Source organism: Citrobacter sp. MGH105 (genome assembly GCF_001037485.2).
In the GTDB taxonomy this organism is placed as follows: Bacteria; Pseudomonadota; Gammaproteobacteria; order Enterobacterales; family Enterobacteriaceae; genus Citrobacter; species Citrobacter portucalensis.
Genome location: NZ_CP073048.1, coordinates 3,813,040 through 3,839,017, shown reverse-complemented (window position 1 = coordinate 3,839,017; position 25,978 = coordinate 3,813,040). Strand labels below are relative to the sequence as shown.

Here is a 25,978-nt window from a genome sequence, read left to right as displayed (position 1 = left end):
ACGCCCGAATATAACGTGTCAACCTCGCCGTCGCTGCGAGGTTGTGTTAGCATTATCCCCCTGTGAATCCACCCTCCAGCCTTTCAGAGCCTGCCAATGAGTTATCAGGTCTTAGCCCGAAAATGGCGCCCACAAACCTTTGCTGACGTCGTCGGCCAGGAACATGTGCTGACGGCACTGGCGAACGGCTTGTCGCTAGGGCGTATTCATCATGCTTATTTGTTTTCCGGCACCCGTGGCGTCGGGAAAACCTCTATCGCCCGCTTGCTGGCGAAGGGATTAAACTGTGAAACCGGCATCACCGCCACGCCGTGTGGCGTGTGCGATAACTGCCGGGAAATCGAGCAGGGGCGTTTTGTCGATCTGATTGAAATCGACGCCGCCTCACGCACCAAAGTCGAAGACACCCGTGACCTGCTGGATAACGTCCAGTATGCGCCTGCGCGCGGTCGCTTTAAGGTCTACTTGATCGACGAAGTGCACATGCTGTCGCGCCACAGTTTTAATGCCTTGCTGAAAACGCTCGAAGAGCCGCCCGCGCACGTTAAGTTCCTGCTGGCGACTACCGATCCGCAGAAGCTGCCGGTGACTATCCTGTCGCGCTGTCTGCAATTCCATCTTAAAGCGTTGGATGTCGAACAGATTCGCCATCAGCTTGAGCATATCCTCAAAGAAGAGCATATCGCCCATGAACCGCGTGCAGTGCAACTGCTGGCTCGCGCCGCGGACGGCAGCCTGCGTGATGCGCTGAGCCTGACCGATCAGGCGATCGCCAGCGGCGATGGTCAGGTCTCGACCGAGGCGGTAAGCACCATGCTCGGCACGCTGGACGACGACCAGGCGCTCTCGCTCGTTGAAGCGGTTGTGGCTGCGGACGGCGAACGCGTTATGGCGCTGATAAACGACGCCGCCGCGCGCGGTATCGAATGGGAAGCGCTGCTGGTTGAGATGTCGGCTTTGCTGCATCGTATTGCCATGGTTCAGCTTTCGCCTGCCGCGCTCGGCAGCGATATGGCCGCCATTGAACAGCGTATGCGTGAACTGGCGCGAATCGTTCCGCCAACCGATGTGCAGCTTTACTACCAAACTTTGTTAATCGGGCGCAAAGAACTGCCGTATGCGCCGGACAGGCGAATGGGCGTCGAAATGACGCTGCTGCGTGCGCTGGCTTTTCATCCGCGCATGCCGCTCCCGGAACCTGAAGTTCCACGACAGTCGTTTGCCCCGGTCGCACCCACTGCGGTGATGACCCCGACGCAGGTGCAGCAGCAGCCTGCGCCTGCACAACAGCAACAGAATGTGCCGCTCTCCGATGCCACCAGTCAGGTGTTGGCGGCGCGTAGCCAGTTGCAACGCGCTCAGGGAGCAACCAAAGCAAAAAAGAGTGAACCGGCAGCCGCTTCCCGCGCGCGGCCGGTGAATAATGCTGCGCTGGAAAGACTGGCTTCGGTGTCGGAACGTGTTCAGGCGCGTCCGGCGGTCTCTGCGCTGGAAAAAGCACCGGCGAAGAAAGAAGCGTATCGCTGGAAAGCGACCAATCCTGTTGCAGAGGTTAAAGAAGTCGTTGCCACGCCGAAAGCGCTGAAAAAAGCGCTTGAGCATGAAAAAACGCCGGAACTGGCGGCAAAGCTTGCGGCTGAAGCCATTGAACGCGACCCGTGGGCCGCCCAGGTGAGTCAGCTCTCGCTGCCTAAACTGGTGGAGCAGGTGGCGCTTAATGCCTGGAAAGAAGAGAATGGCAACGTAGTTTGCCTGCACCTGCGTTCCACGCAGCGACACCTAAATTCCAGCGGCGCGCAGCAAAAACTGGCTGAAGCACTGAGTTCCTTAACGGGGTCAACGGTTGAATTGACCATCGTTGAAGATGATAATCCAGCGGTGCGTACGCCGCTGGAGTGGCGTCAGGCCATTTATGAAGAGAAGCTCGCGCAGGCGCGTGAGTCGATTATTGCGGATAATAACATCCAGACACTGCGTCGTTTTTTCGATGCGGAGCTGGACGAAGAGAGTATTCGCCCCATTTGATCGTGAGCCTAATGGTTTGACGGTCGTCATCCCTTAACGTGATTGAGAGAGAAGCCTATGTTTGGTAAAGGCGGTCTGGGTAACCTGATGAAACAGGCCCAGCAGATGCAAGAAAAAATGCAGCAGATGCAGGAAGAAGTCGCCAAGCTGGAAGTGACCGGCGAATCTGGCGCGGGTCTGGTAAAAGTGACCATTAACGGCGCGCACAACTGCCGTCGCGTGGAGATCGATCCAAGCCTGCTGGAAGACGACAAAGAGATGCTGGAAGATCTGGTTGCTGCGGCATTCAACGATGCAGCACGTCGCATTGAAGAGACGCAGAAAGAGAAGATGGCCTCTGTTTCCTCCGGAATGCAGCTGCCGCCTGGCTTTAAGATGCCGTTCTGATGCAAACCAGCCCGCTGTTAACTCAGCTTATGGAAGCACTGCGCTGTCTGCCGGGCGTTGGCCCGAAGTCGGCGCAGCGCATGGCGTTCACGCTACTTCAGCGCGATCGCAGCGGCGGGATGCGTCTGGCACAGGCGTTAACGAAGGCAATGTCGGAAATCGGCCATTGTGCCGATTGCCGCACCTTCACAGAGCAAGACGTCTGCAACATTTGCTCGAACCCGCGTCGCCAGGAAAACGGTCAGATTTGTGTGGTGGAGAGTCCGGCGGACATCTACGCCATTGAGCAAACCGGGCAATTTTCCGGACGTTACTTCGTGCTGATGGGACACCTGTCGCCGCTGGACGGTATTGGCCCTGATGATATCGGGCTGGATCGTCTCGAACAGCGACTGGCGTCTGAGCAAATCAACGAACTGATCCTGGCGACCAATCCCACGGTCGAAGGAGAGGCGACCGCCAACTATATTGCTGAGCTTTGCATGCAATATGGCGTTGAAGCCAGCCGTATCGCCCATGGCGTTCCGGTAGGCGGCGAGCTGGAAATGGTCGATGGCACCACGCTGTCGCACTCTCTGGCTGGGCGACACAAGATTAAATTCTGAACAAACGGAGGCCGCGACGGCGGCTTCCGCTTGAAATCCTTCCCGCTTGTCCCCATTTCACCCTCAACGTGTTTTTACCATTGAAAATGGCATTGTTGAGGTAGATCTACATGAAAGGACAAGAAACTCGTGGTTTTCAGTCAGAAGTAAAACAACTTCTGCACCTGATGATCCATTCTCTGTATTCCAATAAAGAAATCTTCCTGCGTGAGCTTATCTCTAACGCCTCGGATGCGGCAGACAAGCTGCGTTTCCGCGCCCTGTCTAACCCGGACCTGTATGAAGGCGACGGTGAGCTGCGTGTACGTGTTTCCTTCGATAAAGATAAGCGTACGTTGACCATTGCCGATAACGGCGTGGGGATGAACCGTGATGACGTTATCGATCATCTGGGGACCATTGCGAAATCCGGTACTAAATCTTTCCTCGAGTCCATGGGATCCGATCAGGCGAAAGACAGCCAGTTGATCGGCCAGTTCGGGGTGGGTTTCTACTCTGCGTTCATCGTGGCGGACAAAGTCACCGTGCGTACCCGCGCTGCGGGCGATAAGCCGGAAAACGGCGTGTTCTGGGAATCTGCGGGTGAAGGTGAGTACACCGTTGCTGACATCACCAAAGACGATCGCGGCACCGAAATCACCCTGCATCTGCGTGAAGGCGAAGATGAGTTCCTTGATGACTGGCGCGTACGTTCCATCATCAGCAAATATTCCGACCATATCGCGCTGCCGGTAGAGATCGAAAAATCCGAAGAAAAAGACGGCGAGACCGTGGTTTCCTGGGAAAAGATCAACAAAGCGCAGGCGCTGTGGACCCGTAACAAGTCGGAAATCAAAGACGACGAATACAACGAGTTCTACAAGCACATCGCCCACGACTTCACTGACCCGCTGACCTGGAGCCACAACCGTGTGGAAGGTAAGCAGGAGTACACCAGCCTGCTGTACATCCCGTCCCAGGCTCCGTGGGATATGTGGAACCGCGATCACAAGCATGGTCTGAAACTGTACGTCCAGCGTGTGTTTATTATGGACGACGCCGAGCAGTTCATGCCGAACTACCTGCGCTTTGTGCGCGGTCTGATAGATTCCAACGATCTGCCGCTGAACGTTTCCCGTGAGATCCTGCAGGACAGCACCGTCACCCGTAACCTGCGCAGCGCGTTGACCAAACGCGTACTGCAGATGCTGGAAAAACTGGCGAAAGACGACGCGGAAAAATACCAGACCTTCTGGAAACAGTTCGGCCTGGTACTGAAAGAAGGCCCGGCGGAAGATCACGCCAACCAGGAAACGATCGCTAAGCTGATGCGCTTCGCGTCTACGCACACTGACTCCTCCGCACAGACCGTGTCGCTGGAAGACTACGTGTCGCGGATGAAAGAAGGGCAGGAGAAAATCTACTACATCACCGCAGACAGCTATGCGGCAGCGAAGAGCAGCCCGCACCTGGAACTGCTGCGTAAGAAAGGCATCGAAGTGCTGCTGCTTTCTGACCGCATCGATGAGTGGATGATGAACTACCTGACCGAGTTCGACGGTAAGGCATTCCAGTCTGTTGCCAAAGCTGACGAGTCCATCGACAAGCTGGCGGATGAAGTTGATGAATCGGCAAAAGAAGCGGAAAAAGCGCTGACGCCGTTCGTTGAGCGCGTGAAAACCCTGCTGGGCGACCGCGTGAAAGAAGTGCGTCTGACTCACCGTCTGACCGACACGCCAGCCATCGTCACCACCGATGCGGATGAAATGAGTACCCAGATGGCGAAACTGTTTGCCGCTGCGGGCCAGGCCGTACCGGAAGTGAAATATATCTTTGAACTGAACCCGGACCACGTGCTGGTAAAACGCACGGCGGATACCCAGGACGAAGCGCAGTTCAAAGAATGGGTCGAACTGCTGCTGGATCAGGCGCTGTTTGCTGAGCGCGGCACGCTGGAAGACCCGAACCAGTTCATCCGTCGTATGAACCAGTTGCTGGTGTCCTGATACCCGTAATGTAATGCCGGATGGCGTTAACGCTTATCCGGCCTACAGCATCTCGTAATAGTATGCCGGATACGGTGTTTCCACCGCCATCCGGCATTTTCTCGCCTTATTTTTAATTTTCCCACCGTTAACCGTTTCAGCGTCGGGCGTCTTTCTTGAGCCAATTGCGTGATGGTGGTATCGTTTAGCGCTTTTTAAAAAATATCGACAACCTTTAAGGGGATTTTCGTAATGCGTATCATTCTGCTTGGCGCTCCGGGCGCGGGTAAAGGAACTCAGGCTCAGTTCATCATGGAGAAGTATGGTATTCCGCAAATCTCCACCGGTGATATGCTGCGTGCCGCCGTGAAATCTGGCTCCGAGCTGGGCAAACAAGCGAAAGACATCATGGACGCCGGTAAGCTGGTGACTGATGAGCTGGTGATCGCGCTGGTAAAAGAGCGTATTGCTCAGGAAGACTGCCGTAATGGTTTCCTGCTGGATGGCTTCCCGCGTACTATTCCGCAGGCAGACGCCATGAAAGAAGCGGGCATCAACGTGGACTACGTTCTGGAGTTCGATGTTCCTGACGAACTGATCGTTGACCGTATCGTGGGTCGTCGCGTACACGCTGCTTCTGGCCGCGTTTACCACATCAAATTCAACCCGCCTAAGGTTGAAGGTAAAGACGACGTGACCGGCGAAGAGCTGACCACCCGTAAAGACGATCAGGAAGAAACTGTACGTAAGCGCCTGGTGGAATACCATCAGATGACCGCTCCGCTGATCGGCTACTACTCTAAAGAAGCGCAGGCGGGTAACACCAAATATGCGAAAGTTGATGGCACTCAGGCCGTTGCTGACGTGCGCGCAGCGCTGGAAAAAATCCTCGGCTAATTTTTTCGCGTAATAAATCTCTTATCAGGCCTGCCATTATCGCGTAGGCCTGATAAGCGTAGCACCATCAGGCAAATTCTCGTCTTACCTCTCACAGCAATTAGTTCTTCTTTATCGCTTTTCCGCTACAATTATCAACAATTTGAATCGATAAGAGGCGGTAATGCGTCAGACGAAAACCGGTATCCTGCTGGCAAACCTCGGCACTCCCGATGCCCCAACCCCCGAAGCCGTTAAGCGCTACCTGCGCCAGTTTTTAAGCGATCCACGCGTAGTTGATACGTCACCTGCACTGTGGTGGCCGCTTCTGCGCGGGGTGATTTTACCGTTGCGTGCGCCACGCGTAGCCAAGCTGTACCAGTCAATCTGGATGGAAGACGGTTCCCCGCTGATGGTTTATAGCAGGGCACAACAGCGTGCGCTGGCAGAACGCCTACCAAATACCCCTGTTGCGCTGGGAATGAGCTACGGTTCGCCGTCGCTTGAAAGCGCGGTCGATGAACTGTTGGCAAGCGGGGTTGAACACATGGTGGTGTTACCGCTGTACCCGCAATATTCCTGTTCGACGGTGGCGGCAGTCTGGGACGAGCTGGCGCGAATCTTAGCGCGTAAACGCGGTATTCCTGGCGTTTCATTTATTCGTGATTACGCCGATGACAGCAGCTACATCGATGCGCTGGCGAAGAGTGCCCGGGATTCATTTGCTCAACACGGTGAACCTGATTTGCTGCTGCTCTCCTATCACGGCATTCCGCAGCGTTACGCCGATGAAGGCGATGACTACCCGCAGCGCTGTCGCGATACCACCCGAGAGCTGGTTTCAGCGCTTGGCCTGCCGCCAGAAAAAGTAATGATGACCTTCCAGTCTCGCTTTGGTCGCGAACCGTGGCTGACGCCGTATACCGACGAAACGTTAAAAATGCTGGCGGAGAAAGGGACACAACATATCCAGGTTATGTGTCCGGGCTTCTCGGCAGATTGCCTCGAAACGCTGGAAGAGATAGCGGTACAAAACCGGGAGATTTTCCTCGAAGCTGGCGGTAAGCAATATGAGTATATTCCGGCGCTTAATGCCGCACCGGAACATATCGAAATGATGGTTAAACTGACCGACGCTTACCGTTAAAGCTGGGCTCTGAAGTAACGAGCGCCTTCCCGTAATGCATCGTCGGCGGTTTTCATCATTCGCGAATAGTGCAGGAAGGCGTGTAGCGTGCCAGGGTACATTTTGTACTGGCAGGGCTGCTGATGCGCCTGCAACGTCTGGAATAGTAAGCGGCTATCGTCAATCAGCGGATCAAACTCAGCGCCAGCGATAAAACACGGTGGCACGTCACGCGTCAGATCGTTATTAAACAGGCAATAATACGGTGACTCGCGATCGTTAGCGCTACGCAGGTACGCGTTTTCGTACATCTGCAAGTCCTCGCGGGTTAACCCATCCCACGCTCCGCCCATCAGCCGTCGACTCAGTGAATCTTGCAGGCCGTAAAGCCCATACCACAAAAGCACCCCAGCCACCTTGCCGCAGACAATGCGTTTATCCCGCAGCCACAGAGCACTGGCAAGCGCCAGCATGGCTCCGGCGGAATCGCCCGCAAAACCGATATGATTCACATTAAGAGAATAGTCGCCAGCGTGCTGATGAAAATACTGGCAGACGGCGGCAATCTCTTCGATGGCTTGCGGGAAACGGGCTTCTGGCGCAAGCGAATAGTCGATACCAATTACCGTGCACTGCGTATAGCGCGCCAGCAGGCGCATAATACGGTCGTGGGTATCCAGATTACCGAGAATAAAACCGCCGCCGTGCAGATAATACAACGTTGCCAGGCTATGAGGCTGCGGTGAGTAAATACGTGTGGCCACGGGGCCGCATGCGGTAGAAATAACGCATTCGCGGGTATTCATCTCTGGGGCATCGGCATTCCACAGCTGCCGTTCATGAATGTAGTGTTGGCGCTGGGCCACGAAGTCATCTGCAGCGGGCCACGGCGGCAGATCGTCGCGATGAAAATTCACCACGCTTTTCATTTCATCCGAAATTCTGTCGAGTACGGGGATCTTGTTTTCCGGCTTCATAAAACGCTCCTTGTGAAGGTGAGTTATTGTAGAAATTAATCCCGTATAAACTGCGATCTCACCGTCTGATATTGAAACTTAGCGCCGCATCGCATGCGTGGCAGGGAATGTGCTACCATGCATCGCTCAGTTAACCACCCGTAAAATCGACCATGAAATTTCCCGGTAAACGCAAATCCAAACACTATTTTCCCGTCAGCGCGCGCGATCCGTTGCTGCAACAAATTCAGCCAGAAAATGAAACCAGCGCAGCCTGGGTGGTAGGTATCGACCAGACGCTGGTGGATATTGAAGCCAAAGTGGATGATGACTTTGTAAAACGTTATGGATTAAGCGCCGGGCATTCTCTGGTGATTGCCGATGATGTCGCAGAAGCGCTCTACCAGGAACTGGTGCGTGAAAATTTGATCACCCATCAGTTTGCGGGCGGTACTATCGGTAACACGATGCACAACTACTCTGTGCTGGCGGATGACCGCTCGGTGCTGCTGGGCGTGATGTGCAGCAATATCGAGATTGGCAGCTATGCTTACCGCTATTTATGCAATACCTCCAGCCGTACCGACCTGAATTACCTGCAAGGCGTTAACGGACCGATTGGCCGCTGCTTTACGCTGATTGGCGAGTCAGGTGAGCGTACCTTCGCAATCAGCCCTGGGCATATGAATAAGCTACGAGCGGATAGCATCCCTGAATCAGTGATTGCCGGAGCGTCCGCGCTGGTGCTGACGTCTTATCTGGTGCGCTGCGAACCGGGTGAGCCGATGCCGGAAGCGACCATGAAGGCGATTGAATACGCCAAAAAGCACAATGTGCCAGTGGTTCTGACCCTGGGCACCAAATTCGTCATTGCCGATAACCCGCAGTGGTGGCAGGCATTCCTGAAAGAGCATGTCTCTATTCTGGCGATGAATGAAGAAGAGGCTGAAGCGCTGACCGGCGAGAACGACCCGCTGCTGGCGTCTGATAAGGCGCTGGATTGGGTGGATCTGGTGCTGTGCACGGCGGGTCCGGCGGGTCTGTATATGGCGGGCTTTACGGAAGAAGAAGTTAAACGTAAAACCCAGCATCCGCTGCTCCCTGGTGCTATTGCCGAATTTAACCAGTACGAATTCAGCCGTGCCATGCGCCATAAAGACTGTACCAATCCGCTGCGCGTGTATTCGCACATCGCACCGTATATGGGCGGGCCTGAGAAGATAATGAACACCAACGGCGCTGGCGACGGCGCGCTGGCGGCATTGCTGCATGATATTACCGCCAACAGCTATCACCGCAGCAACGTGCCTAACTCCAGCAAGCACAAGTTCACCTGGCTGACCTATTCGTCGTTAGCCCAGGTGTGTAAGTATGCTAATCGCGTGAGTTATCAGGTGCTGAACCAGCATTCACCGCGCCTGACGCGCGGTTTACCGGAACGTGAAGACAGTCTCGAAGAGTCGTACTGGGACCGTTAAATCTTGCATAGGCCGGATAAGCGATAACGCTATCCGGCACGGACATTAACTGGCCGTAGCAACTTCACCTGCAGGCGGCGTTTCAATCAGCTCCAGCATGGTGCGGGCGATTTCACGCTCACCCATGACGACCTGGTTGGCGCCGCGTTCGGTAATATATTCCACCTCATCGTCATAATGCGCGCGGGCGATAATCTCAATCGACGGGCATTTCTCACGTGCAGAAGCGACAATTTCACCCGCTTCATAACCATTGGGAATGGTCAGCAGCAGCCAGCGCGCGCAATCCAGATGCGCCAGATTCATAATCTCTTCGTTGGCGGCATTTCCCAGTACCGCGCGGATCCCACGCTCGCGCAGTTCATCCACCCGGGTACGTGAGGTTTCGATCACCACCAGCGGGATCCCCGCAGCCATCAATTTCTCACCCAGCAGGCTGCCGACGCGACCAAAGCCAACCAGCAAGGCATGATTGCAGATATCCACCGGAATTTGCTTCTCTTCTTCGATGGCCTCTTCCAGCGTCTGCTCTTCCAGCGTTTCTGTTTTGGCGAGGTATTTTTCTAACACCGCAAACAGCACCGGGTTGAGCATGATGGACAGGATTGCCCCGGCCAGCACCAGATTCTGTCCGGCCTGCGGCAGCAGGTTCAACGCCATTCCCAGACCCGCCAGGATAAAGGCAAATTCACCAATCTGCGCCAGGCTGGTGGCAATGGTGAGCGCTGTGCGTTGGGAGTGACCAAACAGGCGCACCAGGAAATAGGCGGCAAGGGATTTACCAAAGATGATAATCGCCAGCGTGCCCAGTACCGCCAACGGCTGCTGGATCAGAACTAACGGATCGAACAGCATCCCGACGGAAACGAAGAACAGCACGGCGAACGCATCGCGCAGCGGCAGAGTATCATGCGCCGCACGGTGGCTTAGTTCAGATTCATTTAGCACCATACCGGCGAAGAACGCGCCCAGCGCAAAGGAGACATCGAACAGCTCTACTGCGCCAAAGGCGATACCTAAGGCGAGGGCGAGGACTGAGAGTGTAAACAGTTCGCGTGAACCGGTTGCGGCGCTGCGGGCCATAATCCACGGTACCAGGCGACGACCCACCAGCATCATGATCGCGATAAACGCCACCACCTTACCGATGGTAATACCCATATCGACGGCCAGCGAGGCAAAGCCGACGTCTTCTTTTTCCAGCATCCCGGCGACGGCTGGCAGGAGAACCAGCGTCAGCACCATCATCAGATCTTCGACAATCAACCAGCCAATGGCGATTTGCCCGCGCTGGCTGTCAATGAGCTGTCGTTCTTCAAGCGCACGCAGTAGCACCACGGTACTGGCGGTTGAAAGACACAGACCAAACACGATCCCCACCATCAGTGACCAGCCCAATATGGCGGAAAGCGCCATACCCAGCAGCGTTGCCACCGCTATCTGGGCAATCGCGCCGGGAATGGCGATAGACTTTACCGCCATCAAATCCTTCAACGAAAAGTGCAGCCCCACGCCAAACATCAGCAGAATAACGCCAAGCTCGGCCAGCTCAGGCGCGAGCTTAGTATCAGCAACAAAACCAGGTGTAAATGGACCGGCCAGAACGCCCGCTAACAGATATCCCACCAGAGGAGAAATACGCAGTTTATTGGCAATCATGCCTAATATAAAAGCGAGCACAAGGCCGCCGACAATGGTGGTGATAAGCGGGGTGGCGTGATGCATTCCGTCTCCTTTGGTTGCTGTGATGATCCTGAAAACCCAAACTACGAGTAATAGTTTATGACAATTTTAATGTTTATGTTTATGAATAATTATTGAATTTTGAAGAAAACGGGATTTTAAGAGTAAAAAAGCACGGATCGGAAAAGTACGGTGATATGTGAGAGGTAAAGGCTGATGGCTACTGCAAGTAATGACGGCCAAAATTTACTTTTGGCCGTCAGAAAATCAGGCTTTGTGTCGGTTATCAGGTAAGAATATGGTCAGTATCCCCAGAAGTGGCAGGAAAGCACATATTTTGTAGACCAAATCGATGCTGGTATGGTCGGCTATTAGCCCTAGCACCGCGGCTCCCAAGCCGCCCATGCCGAAGGCAAACCCGAAAAATAGCCCAGAAACCATGCCGATACGCCCAGGAAGCAGCTCCTGCGCGTAGACCAAAATAGCAGAAAACGCCGATGCGAGGATAAAACCAATGATCACGGTTAAAATCCCGGTCCATTCCAGCGTTGCGTAGGGTAAGACGAGGGTAAATGGCGCAACGCCGAGGATAGAGCCCCAAATAACATATTTTCTGCCAATTTTATCGCCTAATGGTCCGCCAATCACCGTCCCGGCCGCGACGGCAAACAGGAAGGCAAACAGATGAAACTGGGCGTTTTGTACCGATAATCCGAATTTTTGCATCAGATAAAAGGTGTAATAGCTGCTGATGCTCGCCATATAGAAGTATTTGGAGAAAATCAGCACCAGCAGGATGCTTACCGCCAGCACCACTTTATTGCGCGGTAACGGATTTACGATGGCGACTTTCGGTTTTCCTTTACTCATCCGATGCTGCGCGGCATACCAACGGCTGATTTGTGCCAGGACGACAATCGCTAATAACGCAGCCAGAACAAACCAGGCCACATTACCCTTACCATATGGCGCGATGATGACAGCTGCCAGCAAGGGCCCCAGAGAGCTGCCGAAGTTGCCGCCAACCTGGAAAATTGACTGCGCCAGGCCGTGACGACCGCCGGAGGCCATGCGTGCCACGCGGGACGATTCCGGATGAAATACCGAAGAGCCGGTGCCAACCAGCGCCGCGGCGAGCAGCACCATATGGAAGCTGCCAGCCATGGCCAGCAAAACAAGTCCGCTCAGCGTGAAGCACATCCCAATGGGCAGCGACCACGGCATCGGGTATTTGTCCGTCCAGTAACCCACCACCGGTTGCAGCAGCGAGGAAGCAAGCTGGAAGGTTAGGGTGATCATCCCGATCTGCATAAACGTTAGCGAGAACTCTGACTGCAATAGCGGATAAATCGCCAGGATCAGCGACTGAATCATATCGTTTAGCAGATGGGAGAGGCTGATCGCTCCTAAAATGCCAAATGAGGTGCGTGCTTTAGCAACCGACGCTGACGCGCCAGCCACAGGCTGGGTTGGTTCACTTATTGCCATAGAAAGTCACTTCTGTTTGGGTTGCGATTATGAGGGTAATCTATTTTGTTATTATTACCTGACTAACATACCTGCGGAAGGTGTTTGAAGGAAGTCTCATTTCTGAAAACATTTTCGACTATTATTTCATATCATTGTAATTTCAGTCGTTGATTTTGGCTCAGGGAGAGAAATATGAAGTTTTTAAAACGGGGCGTGGCGCTGGCGTTATTAGCCGCATTTACGCTGGCAGGTCAGCCTGCACAAGCGTACGAAAAAGATAAAACCTACAAAATTACCATTCTGCATACCAACGATCATCACGGTCACTTCTGGCGCAGCGAATACGGAGAATACGGACTGGCGGCGCAAAAAACGCTGGTGGACAGTATTCGTAAAGAGGTGGCAGAGGAAGGGGGAAGCGTACTGCTGCTTTCCGGTGGCGACATTAATACCGGCGTACCGGAGTCCGATCTGCAGGATGCGGAACCTGATTTTCGTGGGATGAACCTGATTGGCTATGACGCAATGGCGGTCGGAAACCACGAGTTTGATAATCCCATGACCGTACTGCGCCAGCAGGAAAAATGGTCCAAATTCCCGTTTCTCTCGGCCAATATCTATCAGAAAAGCACTGGCGAGCGTTTGTTTAAGCCGTGGGCCATCTTTAAGCGCCAGGATTTAAAAATTGCCGTACTCGGTTTAACCACCGACGATACGGCAAAAATAGGCAACCCCGAGTTCTTTACCGATATTGAGTTCCGTAAACCTGCTGATGAAGCCAAACTGGTTATCCAGGAACTGAATATGGGTGAAAAGCCAGACATCATTATCGCGACCACCCATATGGGACATTATGACAACGGCAACCACGGCTCGAACGCTCCCGGCGATGTCGAAATGGCGCGTAGCCTGCCGGCGGGATCGCTGGCGATGATTGTCGGTGGTCACTCGCAGGATCCGGTGTGTATGGCTTCAGAGAACAAGAAGCAGGTTGATTACGTACCGGGTACGCCGTGTGCGCCAGACAAGCAAAATGGGATCTGGATTGTGCAGGCGCATGAGTGGGGGAAATACGTGGGCCGGGCAGACTTTGAGTTCCGTAACGGCGAAATGAAAATGGTTAACTACCAGCTCATTCCCGTCAACCTGAAGAAAAAAGTGACCTGGGACAACGGTAAAAGTGAGCGCGTACTCTACACCCCGGAAATAGCTGAAAATCAGCAAATGCTTTCGCTGCTGACGCCGTTCCAGAATAAAGGTAAAGCGCAGCTCGACGTGAAAATCGGTAGCGTCAATGCGCGCCTCGAAGGCGACCGAAGCAAAGTCCGTTTCGTGCAGACCAACATGGGACATTTGCTGCTGGCTGCGCAAATGGCGCGAACCAGCGCTGATTTTGGCGTGATGAGCGGCGGTGGCATCCGTGATTCCATCGAAGGCGGTGATATCACCTATAAGAGCGTGCTGAAAGTACAGCCGTTCGGAAACATCGTGGTGTATGCCGACATGAGCGGGAAAGAGGTGATTGACTATCTGACCGCCGTGGCACAAATGAAGCCGGACTCCGGGGCCTATCCGCAGTTTGCCAACGTCAGCTTTGTGGCGAAAGACGGCAAGCTTAACGATTTGAAAATCAAAGGCGAACCCGTTGACCCAGCCAAAACCTATCGCATGGCAACGCTAAGCTTCAACGCAACCGGTGGCGATGGCTATCCGCGCATTGATAACAAACCAGGCTATGTGAATACCGGGTTTATTGATGCGGAAGTGCTGAAAGAGTACGTGCAGAAGAACTCACCGCTGGATGCCAGTGTGTATGAGCCGAGGGGTGAAGTTACCTGGCAGTAACAGGGCGGAGTGCCGGATGGCGGTGCGGGCACCTTATCCGGCCTACAGGTCAGTGCGGTTTGTAGGCCTTAAAGCTGCGCGCCATCAGGCAATCAGTCTATAACCGCTTAATCGCGACGAGCGATGTCGGCGAATTTCGCATCCAGAATTTTCGCCAGATCGCCCGCTGCCAGTTCGATATCCAGCCCGCGTTTGCCGCCGGAAACATAAATGGTGTCAAACGTCTGGGCAGGGGCATCAATGAGCGTTGGCAATCTCTTTTTCTGTCCTAATGGGCTGATCCCCCCCACCAGATAACCGGTGGTTCGTTGCGCAACCATTGGATCGGCCATATCGACCTTTTTAGCCCCCAGCGCCTTAGCGACCTTTTTGAGATCCAATTGACCGGCTACAGGCGTGACCGCAACCGCCAGATGCTTCATATCGCCATTCACGGCAACCAGCAGCGTTTTGTAGACCTGGTCCGCATTCAGACCTAACTTGCGTACCACTTCATCACCAAAGTTCGTCTCGGACGGATCGTGATCGTAGGTGTGAATCTGGAAAGAAATTTTGTTTTTTTCGAGTAATTTAACGGCGGGTGTCATAGCAATTTTCCTGGACCAGACAAAATACGACTCAAGCATACGCCTGATGTCTGTCTAAAAAATAGTACCATCTTGCGCAATAGTATTGGCAGGATGATGACTTTGAGCGACAATCGAACTACACCGATGCTTTAAGCATTGGGATCATAATAATGATGAAATTCCTCTTTGACGGGCCAATAGAAATATTGGCCATTTTTTTTACCGTAACATCTCCGGCAAATTTCCCTCTCCGTACAGATGTAGCGCGCCAACGGCCACGACGTAATGACCAGCAGGCATCGCCCTGAGCCGATCGCGCCAGGCTGTGTTGCGTTGATGCATCAATACGTCATACAACGACTGGCTAAAGGTATTGGGAAGCGTCAGTTCGCTATTGCGTGGCGGTGTTTTAAGCCACCAGCCCATCATTTGTTGCAACAATCTGGCATTGGTATGCCAGTGCGTCAGAGTATCGTCCAACAGGGCCAGTCCGTTATCAGGCAACTGACATAACAGCTCGATTTGGCTGGATGCGCCTTCCAGTTCGATGACGGGTTTATGCGCTTGCTTTGCCGCTTTCAGCAATTGGTAATCAATTCCGTATTCCGCCCGTAGCCCCAACTGCTGTGCCTGTGTCGCCTGTAATACCATGGCGATTTGCCACAACGGCTGAGTAGATAACAGGGAGGGGGAAATGCCCAGTTCATTGGTGACTTTACGCAGGTTTTCTAACTGCTCCGGGCTGATACGTTCTTCGAGTGCGGCAAATGTAGGAAGGTTAGCAAACGGCGCGTCGTCACCGGAAACATCTGCTTCGACAATCAGCGCATCGGCATGGTTGAGTTTTTTGAGTAATTTGGCAGGCAGAGGTGCCATATCGCGACTGCCCATATGAATACTGCCAATCAGATGAAAATGGCGGTTGCCGGGCAATGAAATGTCGATGGCAGGCCAGGTATAGTGGTTGCCGCGTAGCGCGGTGAAAAATGTTTTTACCCGGTATAACAGATCCATACGACCTCCCTAAGTAGACTTTCATGCTAGCGCGTGGTCCAGGAAGGTGCAATGCGAGAATCGCCGGATGGCGACGCGAAATCGTCTTATCCAGCCTACAATGTTACCTGCATTTTGTAGGCCGGATAAGCGTGAGCGCCATGCGGCAGAGGGTTACTCTTTCGGTTTGAAGCGCAGCAGTCGGTTAGCGTTGCTCACCACAGTAATGGAGGAGAGTGCCATCGCCGCCCCTGCAACGACCGGATTCAGCAGTGTTCCGGTGAACGGCCACAGGATCCCAGCGGCAACGGGAATACCGATGCTGTTATAAATAAACGCGCCAACCAGGTTCTGCTTCATATTGCGCAACGTTGCCCGGGAGATAGACAGTGCATCCGCAACGCCCATCAGGCTATGACGCATCAGCGTAATCGCGGCGGTTTCAATCGCCACATCGCTGCCGCCACCCATGGCAATTCCGACATCGGCCTGAGCCAGCGCAGGTGCATCGTTAATACCGTCACCCACCATGGCAACCTGACGTCCCTGGCTTTGCAGACGTTTAATCGCCTCGGCTTTACCGTCCGGCAGAACACCGGCAATCACCTCATCAATACCGGCTTCTTTGGCAATAGCGTTAGCCGTGGTCGGGTTGTCACCAGTAAGCATCACCAGACGATACCCGTTGCGGTGCAGGCGCTGAAGTGCTGCCACGCTGTCGCTACGCAGCGGATCACGCACCGCTAACAGCGCCGCCGCTTTACCATCAATCGCCAACAGGACCGGGGTTGAACCCTGGGATGCCTGAGCGGTGATTTCAGCTTCCATTTCAGTGGTATCAACCTGTTGCTCATTGAGCAGTGCCTGGTTGCCCAGCAGCAGCGTATGACCTTCCGTTTCACCGCTTACGCCTAAACCGCGCAGCGTACGGAAACCATTGACCTGTGGCAGCGTAACATCACCGGCTTTGTCCAGTATCGCTCTGGCCAGCGGGTGGCTGGACCCCTGTTCAAGGGCTGCTGCCAGACGAATTGCCAGTGCTTCATCGGTGTTGCCAAACGTTTTGATGGCGACAACCTGCGGTTTACCTTCAGTCAATGTCCCGGTTTTATCAAATACGACGGTATCAAGCGTACTGGCGCGCTGCAGCGCATCGGCATCACGTACCAGAACCCCAAACTCAGCGGCACGACCTACACCGGAAATAATCGACATCGGCGTCGCCAGGCCCAGCGCACAAGGGCAGGCAATAATCAGTACGGTAGTGGCAATCACCAGCGTATAAACAATTTGTGGTGCCGGCCCGAAGAAATACCAGATTGCCGCACTCACCAGCGCAATGACGACGACGACCGGAACGAACACTGAGGAGATACGGTCGGCTAGTTTACCAATCTCCGGTTTACTGCTTTGCGCCTGGCGCACCATACGAATAATGCGTGACAGCGTGGTGTGGCTGCCAACGGCACTGGCGCGGAACAGCACGCTGCCGTCTTGTACGACCGTACCGGCGTGGACGCTATCGCCTTCGCCTTTTTGTTGCGGAATAGGCTCTCCGGTCAGCATGGCTTCATCCAGCCAGGCTTCGCCCTGAGTGATTTCGCCGTCTACCGGAACGCGGTCACCGGTGGTCAGGCGCAGCAGCATTCCCGCCTGAACGTCTGCCAGAGGCACGTTCTTTTCGCCTTCGTCGGTAACAACACGCGCGGTCGGCGGCGTCAGATCGAGTAATTTTTCCAGTGCTTTGGACGAACGCTGGCGAGCCCGCGCTTCCAGCATGTGCCCGAGGTTAATCAGACCGATAATCATCGCACTGGCTTCATAATAGAGGTGTCGCGCTTCCATCGGGAACCATTGCGGCCAGAGGTTGACACTCATGGAATAAAGCCATGCCACCCCTGTACCCAGCGCCACCAGCGTATCCATGGTCGCGGTGCCGTTCATCAGGCTTTTCCACGCGTTGCGGTAAAAATGACCGCCCGCGAAAACCATCACGGCAAGCGTTGCCAGACCAATCGTCAGCCACAGGCTACGGTTGTCGGCAGTGACCATCATGTTTTCGCCAATCATTCCCCATACCATGACAGGGATACCCAGCAGCAGCGCGACGGCCGCCTGCCAGCGAAAACGTTTCATGGTTGCTACGGCGGTTTCTTGCTGACGCTCGCGGCGCTTAACATCATCTTCAATGGCTTCTGCGCCGTAGCCCGCTTTTTCCACCGCTTTCACTAACTGGTCGGCGGACGCACTGCCCATTACCAGCGCAGTACGTTCCGCCAGGTTTACCCGTGCCTGCGTGACACCCGGTACGCTTTGCAGAGCATCTTGTACGCGGATAACACAGCTGGCGCAGCTCATGCCGTTTAACAGCAACTGTTGGCTGTCATCATCAGCCGTAGCTGCCGGAAGCTCGGAAGGGACCGCTGCCAGTGCTTCCGACGGGATTGATGACTCCGTCAGCGGTTTAGCCTTTGGGTGGCTTAACTCCGCGCCGTAACCGGCTTGTTTGATGGTTTCAATCAGCGCTTCAGCACTGGCGCTCCCGGTGATGTGCGCTTCAGTCACAGTGACATCCGCTTGCTCAACGTCCGGGCGTTGCTCCAGACTCTCTTTAACGCGTTTTACGCAGTGACCACAGGACAAGCCGTCCAGGGTTAGATCGATGGTTTGAGACATAACAAATTTCCTCTATGATTGTTCTGAGATTCATTGACCTTAGCAATCGTTTTGACTAACTGTTATAAAGGTTAAACCTTCCATCAAGGGGAAGGTCAAGGGGGGAGATGTGAATATATCCGATGTTGCTAAAAAAACCGGTTTAACCAGCAAAGCCATTCGCTTTTATGAAGAGAAAGGACTGGTGACGCCGCCGCTGCGTAGTGACAATGGCTATCGCACTTACAACCAACAGCATCTGAATGAACTGACGTTGCTGCGTCAGGCGCGGCAGGTTGGGTTTAACCTGGAAGAGTGCGGCGAGCTGGTAAACCTGTTTAACGATCCGGCGCGTCATAGCGCGGATGTGAAAAAGCGCACCCTGGAAAAGGTGGCTGACATTGAGCGGCATATCAGAGAATTGCAGGCCATGCGCTTGCATTTGCTGGCGCTGGCAGACAGTTGCCCTGGCGATGACAGTGCTGAATGTCCGATCATGGATAATCTCTCCGGTTGCAGTCATCACAAAGCCAAGGCTTAACGGCGAGAGGGATTAAGCATAAACACCACCGTGCCGCGGTACCACGGGGATTTCTCAAGCTGCGCTTCAGCCAGTGGGTCCCGGTTACCGTTTTGCACTAGTCCCAGTTTAAATGGAATGCGCAGGCGGCTCAGCGCGGGTAGATACGCCTGATAATTCGTCACCGTGTGACGCCCCTGATAGCTTTGCACCACCAGTTCATCGACCGCCAACGCGTTCAGCGTAGCGACGTCGCCCGTTTTTGCCCAATCCAGTAGTCCGGTTACGCCTAGCGCAAACTCGGCCGGGAGCTGTTGGCGCAGTTGCTGCAGAAAGCGGGCGTAGTCGGTCAGTTGATGGGTCGCAGCGTCAAAATCAACCTGCAGGCCGACGACGTGATTCCCGGCGATCTGCCAGCGCTGCATCAACCGTATGATACGCGCCGGGATCTCTTCCGGTACGTCGAGGGTTGTAAAGCGTACGGTCAGCCAGATTGAGGGAAAAGACAGACGACTGACCGGCAGTCCGAGGCGCTGGAACACCACGTTACCGGAACGAACCAGTACCTCGCCCTGGTGCAGATAAACCGTTTGCGCGTCTTTCAGCTCGTCACTGGCTTTCACCCCAGACCACAGCCAGAAGGCTGAATGTTCACGGGCGGCGACGATATCCGCCGCCTGTGCCTGGCCGAGAAGCAGTGCGGTTACCAGTAATATTTGAGTTTTTGCGCCCACGGGCTTCCCGGATACTGCGTTTTCAGTTGGGTGAACCAGCCCTTACGCTGCAATTTGTCCACGTCTTCTCCGCCACATTCGTTAGCGCCTGATGGCGCATAGCACATGATGGCGCGATACAGCGCGAAGCTCTTATCTTCGACTTCCGCGGTGGGTGAGGTGATTACCTGCTGGTAGTAGCTCTGTCTGTCGAACAGGCCGAACGGTTTCTTACGCGAAATAGCTGATTCAAGCACGTCGTTGCCAGCGCTGTTTTTCCACAGATCAACATGTGTTTGCGTGGTGCGGAAGAATTCGCCAAGGCAGTTCAGCGCGTGAGCATCATCCGCTTTTTTGCTCAATACCGTTACCGTTTCATTGAGGCTGCGGCACGTATAACCCGCCTGCGCCGTGTCGCCATTCCAGTCGAATATGCTCAGGTTAACGTCAGCAAACGCTTCGCCAATGACCGGTGATGTAATCGCGCTGGCCAGTTTTCTGTCAGTAAGCCAGTCGCCAAAACGATTCTCTGTAAGATCCCGCACCAGCAGCGTATGCAGCGCAATGGTACGCTCTTCGTTATTCGGGCCATGAACGGCCTGCTGGCGCAGCAGTTCTGGCGTGGCCTGCGTTTTCAGCACCTGCGAGCGAAAGCGCAGGTTGGTCACCGCGCTATTCGGTGCGAAAACTGCCGCCACATCGCCGCTATATACCAGCGTGGCGGCAAGCTTAGCCTGCACATATTGCTGCTGTTCGTTATCCTGGCTGAGTTTTAACAACTGCTGCCAAAAATCGCGCGCCTCGGCCCATTTCTTCTGGCCCATCAACGCTTCGCCGTACAGCACCTGTTCGCTGAAGGCGAGGGTATCGTGAGCGGCAAGTTTCTGCGCTGGCGTAACTGTCTGAATAATTGCCGCGTAGTTGCCCGTTGCCAGCCACAGATTCAGTTGCAGATCGCGCCATAGCGGCAGTTTTTGGCTCTGTTCAAACACCGGTTTGCTGGCGTCGAGCTGTGCCTGCGTCAGCGTGGGTTTGCTGTTGTTATCCAGGCGCAGCGCGCGTAGCAGTTCGATATAGCTGACTCGCGGCGCGTCGGGGAAGGCCTCAACGACGGACTGGTCGTAGAACGCCATGCCATAGACATTATCGTATTCGATGACATTTTCGCGCAGTTGCCGTGCGTCAGCCGACTGCTTTAGCGTCTGTTCATACAACCCGGCCAGCTGCGGCCATGACTGTAAATACCAGTTGATGCGACGCAACATGCCTCGTGAAGAGTCAGCGTAGAGTCCTTGGGGAAAACGCTGCAGATAGGCCTGCGCTAACTCTTGAGCCTGAGTGGCATCCTCGCGATTAATTTTCGCAATATCAAAATCGCCGTACTCGCCCACGCTGTTCTGACTGCTCTTGTTCAACGCCGTGCGCATCAGCATGTATTGCGCGGTCTCTGCCAGCCACGGACGGTCGCTTGTAGCAAGCTGAGTGAAATCCCGTTCGGCACTGGCATAATCACCGGCATAGAAACTGGCAGCTGCTGCCAGATAGCTTTTATAGGGCAGAGCTTGAGAATCTGCCGGGAAGGTGGCAAGAGAAGACTCAATTTGCTCGCGGGTTGCTCCGGAAAGCAGTCCTGTACGCGCCTGGGCTAAGGCCTGACGCTGTTCCGCTGTTAATGTGGAATCGGCCAACAGCGCGGCAAAAAAGGCGCTAACGCTCTCGGCGTTATTCGAAACATGACGGTTCTCTAGCTCAGCGTCATTGATGTTTATTTCGTCGGCGCTAATGTTCAGCTCGGCCATCTGTCGGGAGAGAGGGCTGTCCGCGGCGGATGCCTGAGCTGCCGCTGTTTGCGGGGCAGCCTCATCCCATTGCGGGTGATAGGCAAAATAGAAATCGCGGGAGCGAGTGATGTCTGCGGGCATCGACTGCACGGGCAGAGCAAATGATTTTTCCTGGCTCAGCAGCCGCAGCAGGTTGTCGCGGCTGTCGTTTTCAGGGTTAAAGGTCGGCGTTCCCTTCAGCAGGCAGCTGTCGTCGCTCCATTTGCAGTCTTCCATATCGAACGAAGCGAATGCCTGCGGGGCGGCGGTCAGCAATGTGCAAAGGGCAAAGGCAAGGGGTGTCTTCCTGACCATAGTCTTATTTCCTGTCTTTTTAGTGTGATACCGCTTTTATAATCAGGGTGATTCCCTCAACGGCAATGACTTCAACCTGCGTTCCGGCGCTCAAATCGTCACGGGCGCTAACGGGCCAGGAACTGTCGCCGACGCGCATATGTCCGCGACCATTGACCAGGTCAGTTTCCAGAGTAAATCGACGGCCAACTAACTGTTGTCCACGTTGGTTAAGATGGCTATCGGCTGGCTGCTGCTCCTGAACGCGCCTTGCCAGCCACTTCCACCACAGCCAGGCCGCCAGTAGGGTGAGGGCAGCGAACATTGCCCCCTGCCACGCCCAGTCTAGTGGAACGAGCCAGATGACCAGACCGGTAATCACCGCTGCCACGCCGCTCCACAGCAGATAGCCGTTGCCGCCCAGCATCTCGGCGGCCAGTAACAGACCACCGAGGCTGAGCCAGAAGATATGCGGGTGCACCAGAATCATCGCTATCATGATTTTTTCCGCTCGCTGGCGCTGTCCTTAACCAGTTCGGCGATCCCGGCAATGGAACCCATCAGGCTGCTGGCATCCAGCGGCATCATCACCACTTTGCTGTTATTTGACGAGCCGATATGCTGCAGCGCTTCGGTGTATTTCTGAGCCACGAAGTAGTTCACAGCCTGAATATCCCCGGCGGCAATGGCTTCAGACACCATCTGTGTTGCGCGGGCTTCTGCTTCTGCGGAACGTTCACGCGCTTCAGCCTGTAAAAATGCGGACTGACGTTCACCTTCCGCGATGAGGATTTTCGACTGCTTCTCACCTTCGGCCTTAACGATTTCTGCCTGACGGATCCCTTCGGCTTCAAGAATGTAGGCGCGCTTGGTACGTTCGGCTTTCATTTGCGCGTTCATGGCGTCGATAAGTTCTGCCGGAGGACGCACGTCGCGGATCTCAATACGGGTGATTTTGATGCCCCAGGGATTGGTTGCCTCATCAACGATATGCAGCAGGCGCGTGTTGATGTTGTCGCGCTGGGAGAGCATTTCATCGAGCTCCATCGAGCCGAGAACAGTACGAATGTTGGTCATGGTCAGGTTGATGATCGCCAGTTCCAGGTTGCTGACTTCATACGCGGCTTTCGGCGCGTCGATCACCTGAATAAAGCACACAGCATCAATCGAGACGTTGGCGTTATCTTTGGAGATGACTTCCTGAGAGGGGATATCAAGCACCTGTTCCATCATATTGATCTTACGACCAATGCGGTCCATGAACGGTACAACAAGGCTTAAACCCGGCTGCAGGGTTTTGGTGTAACGGCCAAAACGCTCTACCGTCCACTGATATCCCTGCGGGACGATTTTGACGCCTGCGCCGACGATCACCAGCGCGACAAAAATAAGAATAGGAATAAAAATGAGCATTGATGAAACCTCCTGTTGTGCTGTCCTTTACTGCCTCATTAGTCAAATTATACCCGATTTATCAAGGTGGGCTCCCCTATAATAAATTACAGGGATAGACTATCTGCACGAAAGATGTAAAAAGGGATTGGTAATGGAAGAAAGCAGCATTCTGCTTCAGTTAAAAAATGTCGCATGGCAGGCAGGGGCGACGCAGATTCTTAATAACATCTGTTTTGATCTCCGCGCCGGAGAATTTAAGCTGATTACCGGCCAGTCCGGCTGCGGTAAAAGTACGTTACTCAAGATAGTCGCGTCGTTAATTAGCCCGAGTTCCGGTGAAATCCTTTTTGAGGGTAAGGAGATATCAACGCTTAAGCCTGAAGCTTATCGCCAGCAGGTCTCTTATTGCGCGCAAACGCCCGCTTTGTTCGGTGATACCGTCTACGACAACCTCATTTTTCCCTGGCAAATCCGCGATAAACGCCCGGAACCGGATGTGTTTCTGGAAGATCTGGCTCGTTTTCAGTTGCCCGAGACGATCCTGAAAAAAAATATCAATGAGCTATCTGGTGGCGAAAAGCAGCGCGTCTCGTTAATTCGTAATTTGCAGTTTCTGCCGAAAATCCTGCTGCTTGATGAAATCACCAGCGCACTGGATGAGTCCAACAAACGTAACGTGAACGAATTAATTCACCACTATGTTCGCGACAAGAATATTGCCGTGCTGTGGGTGACGCACGATAAAGATGAGATTAATCACGCGGATAATGTCATCACTCTTCAACCGCACGCCGGAGAAATGCAGGAAGTCAGCAATGAACGAGCATAATATTACCAATGAATCCCTGGCGTTAGCGATGATGCTGGTGGTGGTCGCGATACTGATCAGCAACAAAGAAAAGCTGGCGCTGGAAAAAGATATTCTCTGGAGCGTTTGCCGGGCAGTGGTTCAGCTTATTATCGTGGGCTACGTGCTGAAATATATTTTTGGCGTCAACCATAGCATTCTGACCTTATTGATGGTGCTGTTTATCTGCTTTAACGCGGCCTATAACGCGCAAAAGCGCAGTAAATATATTGATAAAGCTTTTCTCTCGTCGTTTATTGCCATTACGGCGGGGGCGGGGCTAACGCTTTCGGTGCTGGTTCTGTCAGGCTCTATCGAGTTCACGCCGATGCAGGTCATCCCGATCTCCGGCATGATTGCAGGTAATGCGATGGTGGCGGTGGGGCTGTGTTACAACAATTTGGGGCAGCGGTTTAACAGCGAGCAGCAGCAAATTCAGGAAAAACTCAGCCTCGGCGCAACGCCGAAGGTGGCTTCTGCGCCGCTGATTCGCGACAGCATTCGCGCCTCGCTGATTCCGACTATCGATTCAGCGAAGACAGTGGGGCTGGTGAGTTTACCGGGGATGATGTCGGGATTGATCTTTGCAGGTATTGACCCGGTAAAAGCGATTAAGTATCAGATTATGGTGACGTTTATGCTGCTATCAACCGCCAGCCTGTCGACCATTATTGCCTGCTATTTAACCTATCGGAAGTTCTATAATTCGCGCCACCAACTGGTGGTGACGCCATTAAAGAAACCGTGATGTGATGCCGTATGGCGGCTACCGCCATATCCGGCCGACGGGAATGAGGTGTTGGTTGTGTTTGTAGGCCCGATAAGCGTAGCGCCATCGGGCATGATGAACCAATTAGTACAACAGCGCGTACAGCTGGCGGCGATACTTCGAGGCCAGCGCATCGCCCGTGCCCAGTGCGGCAAGGATCTCCTGGAAGGTCTTACGTGCCTGACCATCGGCAGCCGTAAGATCTTTCTTCAGGTGGCTGAACAGTAATTCCAGCGATTCCTCGTTGCGCCCGACCTGGTGCAATTGAATAGCCAACTGCGTTGCCAGCGCCGCATCCTGTGGATTGCTGGCGACCTGCTGTTGCAACTGTTGGATTTCCGGCGTATCAGCGGCCTGCTTCAGCAGTTCGAACTGTGCGATAAGCCCTTGATAGCGGGTGTCCTGATCCTGCAACGGAATGGTTTTCAGTACCGCTTCGGCTTCATCAGAACGGTTCAGGGCGATTTGCGTTTCCGCCAGCAGCAGACCGATTTCGCTGCTCTGGTTGGAGATCTGCCAGGCTTCTTTCAGCAGTGGCAGCGCATCCGCGTGATTACCGGCTTCGATGAATTCGATAGCCTGGCGTGCTTTCAGCTCTTCTTCGCTCGGCAGCACTTTCTCCAGCAGTGCGCGAATAACCTCTTCCGGTTGCGGGCCCTGGAATCCATCCACTGGCTGGCCGTTCTGGAACAGATAAACCGTAGGGATCGCGCGCAGACCAAACTGGGAGGCGATCATCTGTTCGGCGTCGCAGTCAAGCTTAGCGAGAATAAATTGACCGTTATACTGGGCGGCAAGGCTCTCCAGTACCGGCGTTAATTGCAGACAATGCTGGCTGCGCTCAGACCAAAAATAGAACAGGACCGGGGTGGTCATCGACTGTTCAAGGGTCTGCTGTAGGTTCGATTCGTTAATGTTAACAATATTCTGTGTGGACATGGAGTTACTCTCTTTTGTCGATTTCTTGTTACATGGGGGCTGACGCGCG

Annotated in this window: 22 protein-coding genes and 1 other annotated feature; of the genes, 11 read left to right on the top strand and 11 right to left on the bottom strand. The window is 54.1% G+C overall.

Annotated elements, in window-relative coordinates:
- Nucleotides 1–96 precede the first annotated feature (96 nt).
- The 6 genes from dnaX (at nt 97) to hemH (ending at nt 7,004) form a co-directional block, all read left to right on the top strand.
- On the top strand, nt 97–2,025 hold the full coding sequence (dnaX, locus tag SK35_RS18555) for a DNA polymerase III subunit gamma/tau (protein ID WP_048214779.1): 1,929 nt from the start codon (nt 97–99) through the stop codon (nt 2,023–2,025).
- Nucleotides 1,358–1,422 (top strand) — a sequence feature (DnaX frameshifting element). It overlaps the preceding gene by 65 nt.
- Nucleotides 2,026–2,082: 57 nt before the next feature.
- Entirely contained in the window at nt 2,083–2,412 is a 330-nt protein-coding gene (locus SK35_RS18550; RefSeq protein WP_003021764.1) for a YbaB/EbfC family nucleoid-associated protein, read from the top strand.
- Complete coding sequence (recR, locus tag SK35_RS18545; RefSeq protein WP_003021767.1) at nt 2,412–3,017, top strand: recombination mediator RecR; 606 nt, start codon at nt 2,412–2,414, stop codon at nt 3,015–3,017. Before SK35_RS18550 ends, recR begins: the two co-directional genes overlap by 1 nt.
- Before the next feature lie 110 nt (nt 3,018–3,127).
- Complete coding sequence (htpG, locus tag SK35_RS18540) at nt 3,128–5,002, top strand: molecular chaperone HtpG (RefSeq protein ID WP_032942554.1); 1,875 nt, start codon at nt 3,128–3,130, stop codon at nt 5,000–5,002.
- A gap of 231 nt (nt 5,003–5,233) precedes the next feature.
- Entirely contained in the window at nt 5,234–5,878 is a 645-nt protein-coding gene (gene adk, locus SK35_RS18535) for an adenylate kinase (protein WP_003021773.1), read from the top strand.
- Between the two features lie 163 nt (nt 5,879–6,041).
- Nucleotides 6,042–7,004, top strand: a complete 963-nt coding sequence (hemH, locus tag SK35_RS18530) for a ferrochelatase (RefSeq protein ID WP_048214778.1) — start codon at nt 6,042–6,044, stop codon at nt 7,002–7,004.
- On the opposite strand, the gene aes is transcribed toward hemH, so the two are convergent.
- A complete protein-coding gene (gene aes, locus SK35_RS18525; RefSeq protein ID WP_048214777.1) occupies nt 7,001–7,960 on the bottom strand; it encodes an acetyl esterase in 960 nt (319 codons plus the stop codon). The genes hemH and aes overlap by 4 nt on opposite strands.
- Nucleotides 7,961–8,112: 152 nt before the next feature.
- Here aes and gsk point away from each other — a divergent pair, with 152 nt between their 5' ends.
- A complete protein-coding gene (gene gsk / locus SK35_RS18520) occupies nt 8,113–9,417 on the top strand; it encodes an inosine/guanosine kinase (RefSeq protein WP_003021781.1) in 1,305 nt (434 codons plus the stop codon).
- A 45-nt stretch (nt 9,418–9,462) separates the two neighbouring features.
- Here the strand turns inward: gsk and ybaL are convergent, their stop codons facing one another.
- Together ybaL and fsr are read right to left on the bottom strand one after the other, a co-directional pair.
- Nucleotides 9,463–11,142 (bottom strand): YbaL family putative K(+) efflux transporter, encoded by a 1,680-nt coding sequence (ybaL, locus tag SK35_RS18515; protein ID WP_048214776.1) that lies wholly within the window; start codon nt 11,140–11,142, stop codon nt 9,463–9,465.
- Nucleotides 11,143–11,367: 225 nt separating this feature from the next.
- Nucleotides 11,368–12,588, bottom strand: coding sequence for a fosmidomycin MFS transporter (gene fsr / locus SK35_RS18510; RefSeq protein WP_003021788.1), 1,221 nt, complete (start codon nt 12,586–12,588; stop codon nt 11,368–11,370).
- Between the two features lie 174 nt (nt 12,589–12,762).
- On the opposite strand from fsr, the gene ushA reads away from it, so the two are divergent.
- Complete coding sequence (ushA, locus tag SK35_RS18505; protein ID WP_048214775.1) at nt 12,763–14,415, top strand: bifunctional UDP-sugar hydrolase/5'-nucleotidase UshA; 1,653 nt, start codon at nt 12,763–12,765, stop codon at nt 14,413–14,415.
- A 107-nt stretch (nt 14,416–14,522) separates the two neighbouring features.
- Here ushA and ybaK read toward each other — a convergent pair whose 3' ends face one another.
- The 3 genes from ybaK to copA form a co-directional block, all read right to left on the bottom strand.
- Complete coding sequence (gene ybaK, locus SK35_RS18500; RefSeq protein WP_003831056.1) at nt 14,523–15,002, bottom strand: Cys-tRNA(Pro)/Cys-tRNA(Cys) deacylase YbaK; 480 nt, start codon at nt 15,000–15,002, stop codon at nt 14,523–14,525.
- A 201-nt stretch (nt 15,003–15,203) separates the two neighbouring features.
- Complete coding sequence (locus SK35_RS18495; RefSeq protein ID WP_003831057.1) at nt 15,204–15,998, bottom strand: TraB/GumN family protein; 795 nt, start codon at nt 15,996–15,998, stop codon at nt 15,204–15,206.
- Between the two features lie 153 nt (nt 15,999–16,151).
- Entirely contained in the window at nt 16,152–18,653 is a 2,502-nt protein-coding gene (gene copA, locus SK35_RS18490; RefSeq protein WP_032942557.1) for a copper-exporting P-type ATPase CopA, read from the bottom strand.
- 109 nt (nt 18,654–18,762) lie between these two features.
- On the opposite strand from copA, the gene cueR reads away from it, so the two are divergent.
- Nucleotides 18,763–19,173 (top strand): Cu(I)-responsive transcriptional regulator, encoded by a 411-nt coding sequence (cueR, locus tag SK35_RS18485; protein ID WP_048214774.1) that lies wholly within the window; start codon nt 18,763–18,765, stop codon nt 19,171–19,173.
- On the opposite strand, the gene SK35_RS18480 is transcribed toward cueR, so the two are convergent.
- The 4 genes from SK35_RS18480 to SK35_RS18465 are packed head-to-tail and all read right to left on the bottom strand — an operon-like array spanning nt 19,170 to nt 23,392.
- A complete protein-coding gene (locus SK35_RS18480) occupies nt 19,170–19,886 on the bottom strand; it encodes a DUF3142 domain-containing protein (RefSeq protein ID WP_048214773.1) in 717 nt (238 codons plus the stop codon). The genes cueR and SK35_RS18480 overlap by 4 nt on opposite strands.
- On the bottom strand, nt 19,856–22,000 hold the full coding sequence (locus tag SK35_RS18475) for a hypothetical protein (RefSeq protein WP_048214772.1): 2,145 nt from the start codon (nt 21,998–22,000) through the stop codon (nt 19,856–19,858). The genes SK35_RS18480 and SK35_RS18475 overlap by 31 nt, the downstream gene beginning before the upstream one ends.
- Before the next feature lie 19 nt (nt 22,001–22,019).
- Nucleotides 22,020–22,478, bottom strand: a complete 459-nt coding sequence (locus SK35_RS18470; protein ID WP_048214771.1) for an NfeD family protein — start codon at nt 22,476–22,478, stop codon at nt 22,020–22,022.
- The gene (locus tag SK35_RS18465; RefSeq protein WP_003831073.1) at nt 22,475–23,392 is read right to left on the bottom strand and encodes an SPFH domain-containing protein; all 918 of its coding nucleotides are present in this window, start codon (nt 23,390–23,392) and stop codon (nt 22,475–22,477) included. The genes SK35_RS18470 and SK35_RS18465 overlap by 4 nt, the downstream gene beginning before the upstream one ends.
- Nucleotides 23,393–23,525: 133 nt before the next feature.
- Between SK35_RS18465 and fetA the strand changes: the two genes are divergently transcribed.
- Together fetA and fetB are read left to right on the top strand one after the other, a co-directional pair.
- On the top strand, nt 23,526–24,203 hold the full coding sequence (fetA, locus tag SK35_RS18460) for an iron efflux ABC transporter ATP-binding subunit FetA (protein ID WP_048214770.1): 678 nt from the start codon (nt 23,526–23,528) through the stop codon (nt 24,201–24,203).
- Nucleotides 24,190–24,969: an iron efflux ABC transporter permease subunit FetB gene (gene fetB, locus SK35_RS18455; RefSeq protein WP_048214769.1), complete on the top strand. Its 780-nt coding sequence runs from the start codon at nt 24,190–24,192 to the stop codon at nt 24,967–24,969. The genes fetA and fetB overlap by 14 nt, the downstream gene beginning before the upstream one ends.
- 105 nt (nt 24,970–25,074) lie before the next feature.
- On the opposite strand, the gene SK35_RS18450 is transcribed toward fetB, so the two are convergent.
- Nucleotides 25,075–25,929 carry a co-chaperone YbbN gene (locus tag SK35_RS18450; RefSeq protein ID WP_048214768.1) on the bottom strand — a complete coding sequence of 285 codons (855 nt, stop codon included), beginning with the start codon at nt 25,927–25,929 and terminating at the stop codon, nt 25,075–25,077.
- Nucleotides 25,930–25,978 lie beyond the last annotated feature (49 nt).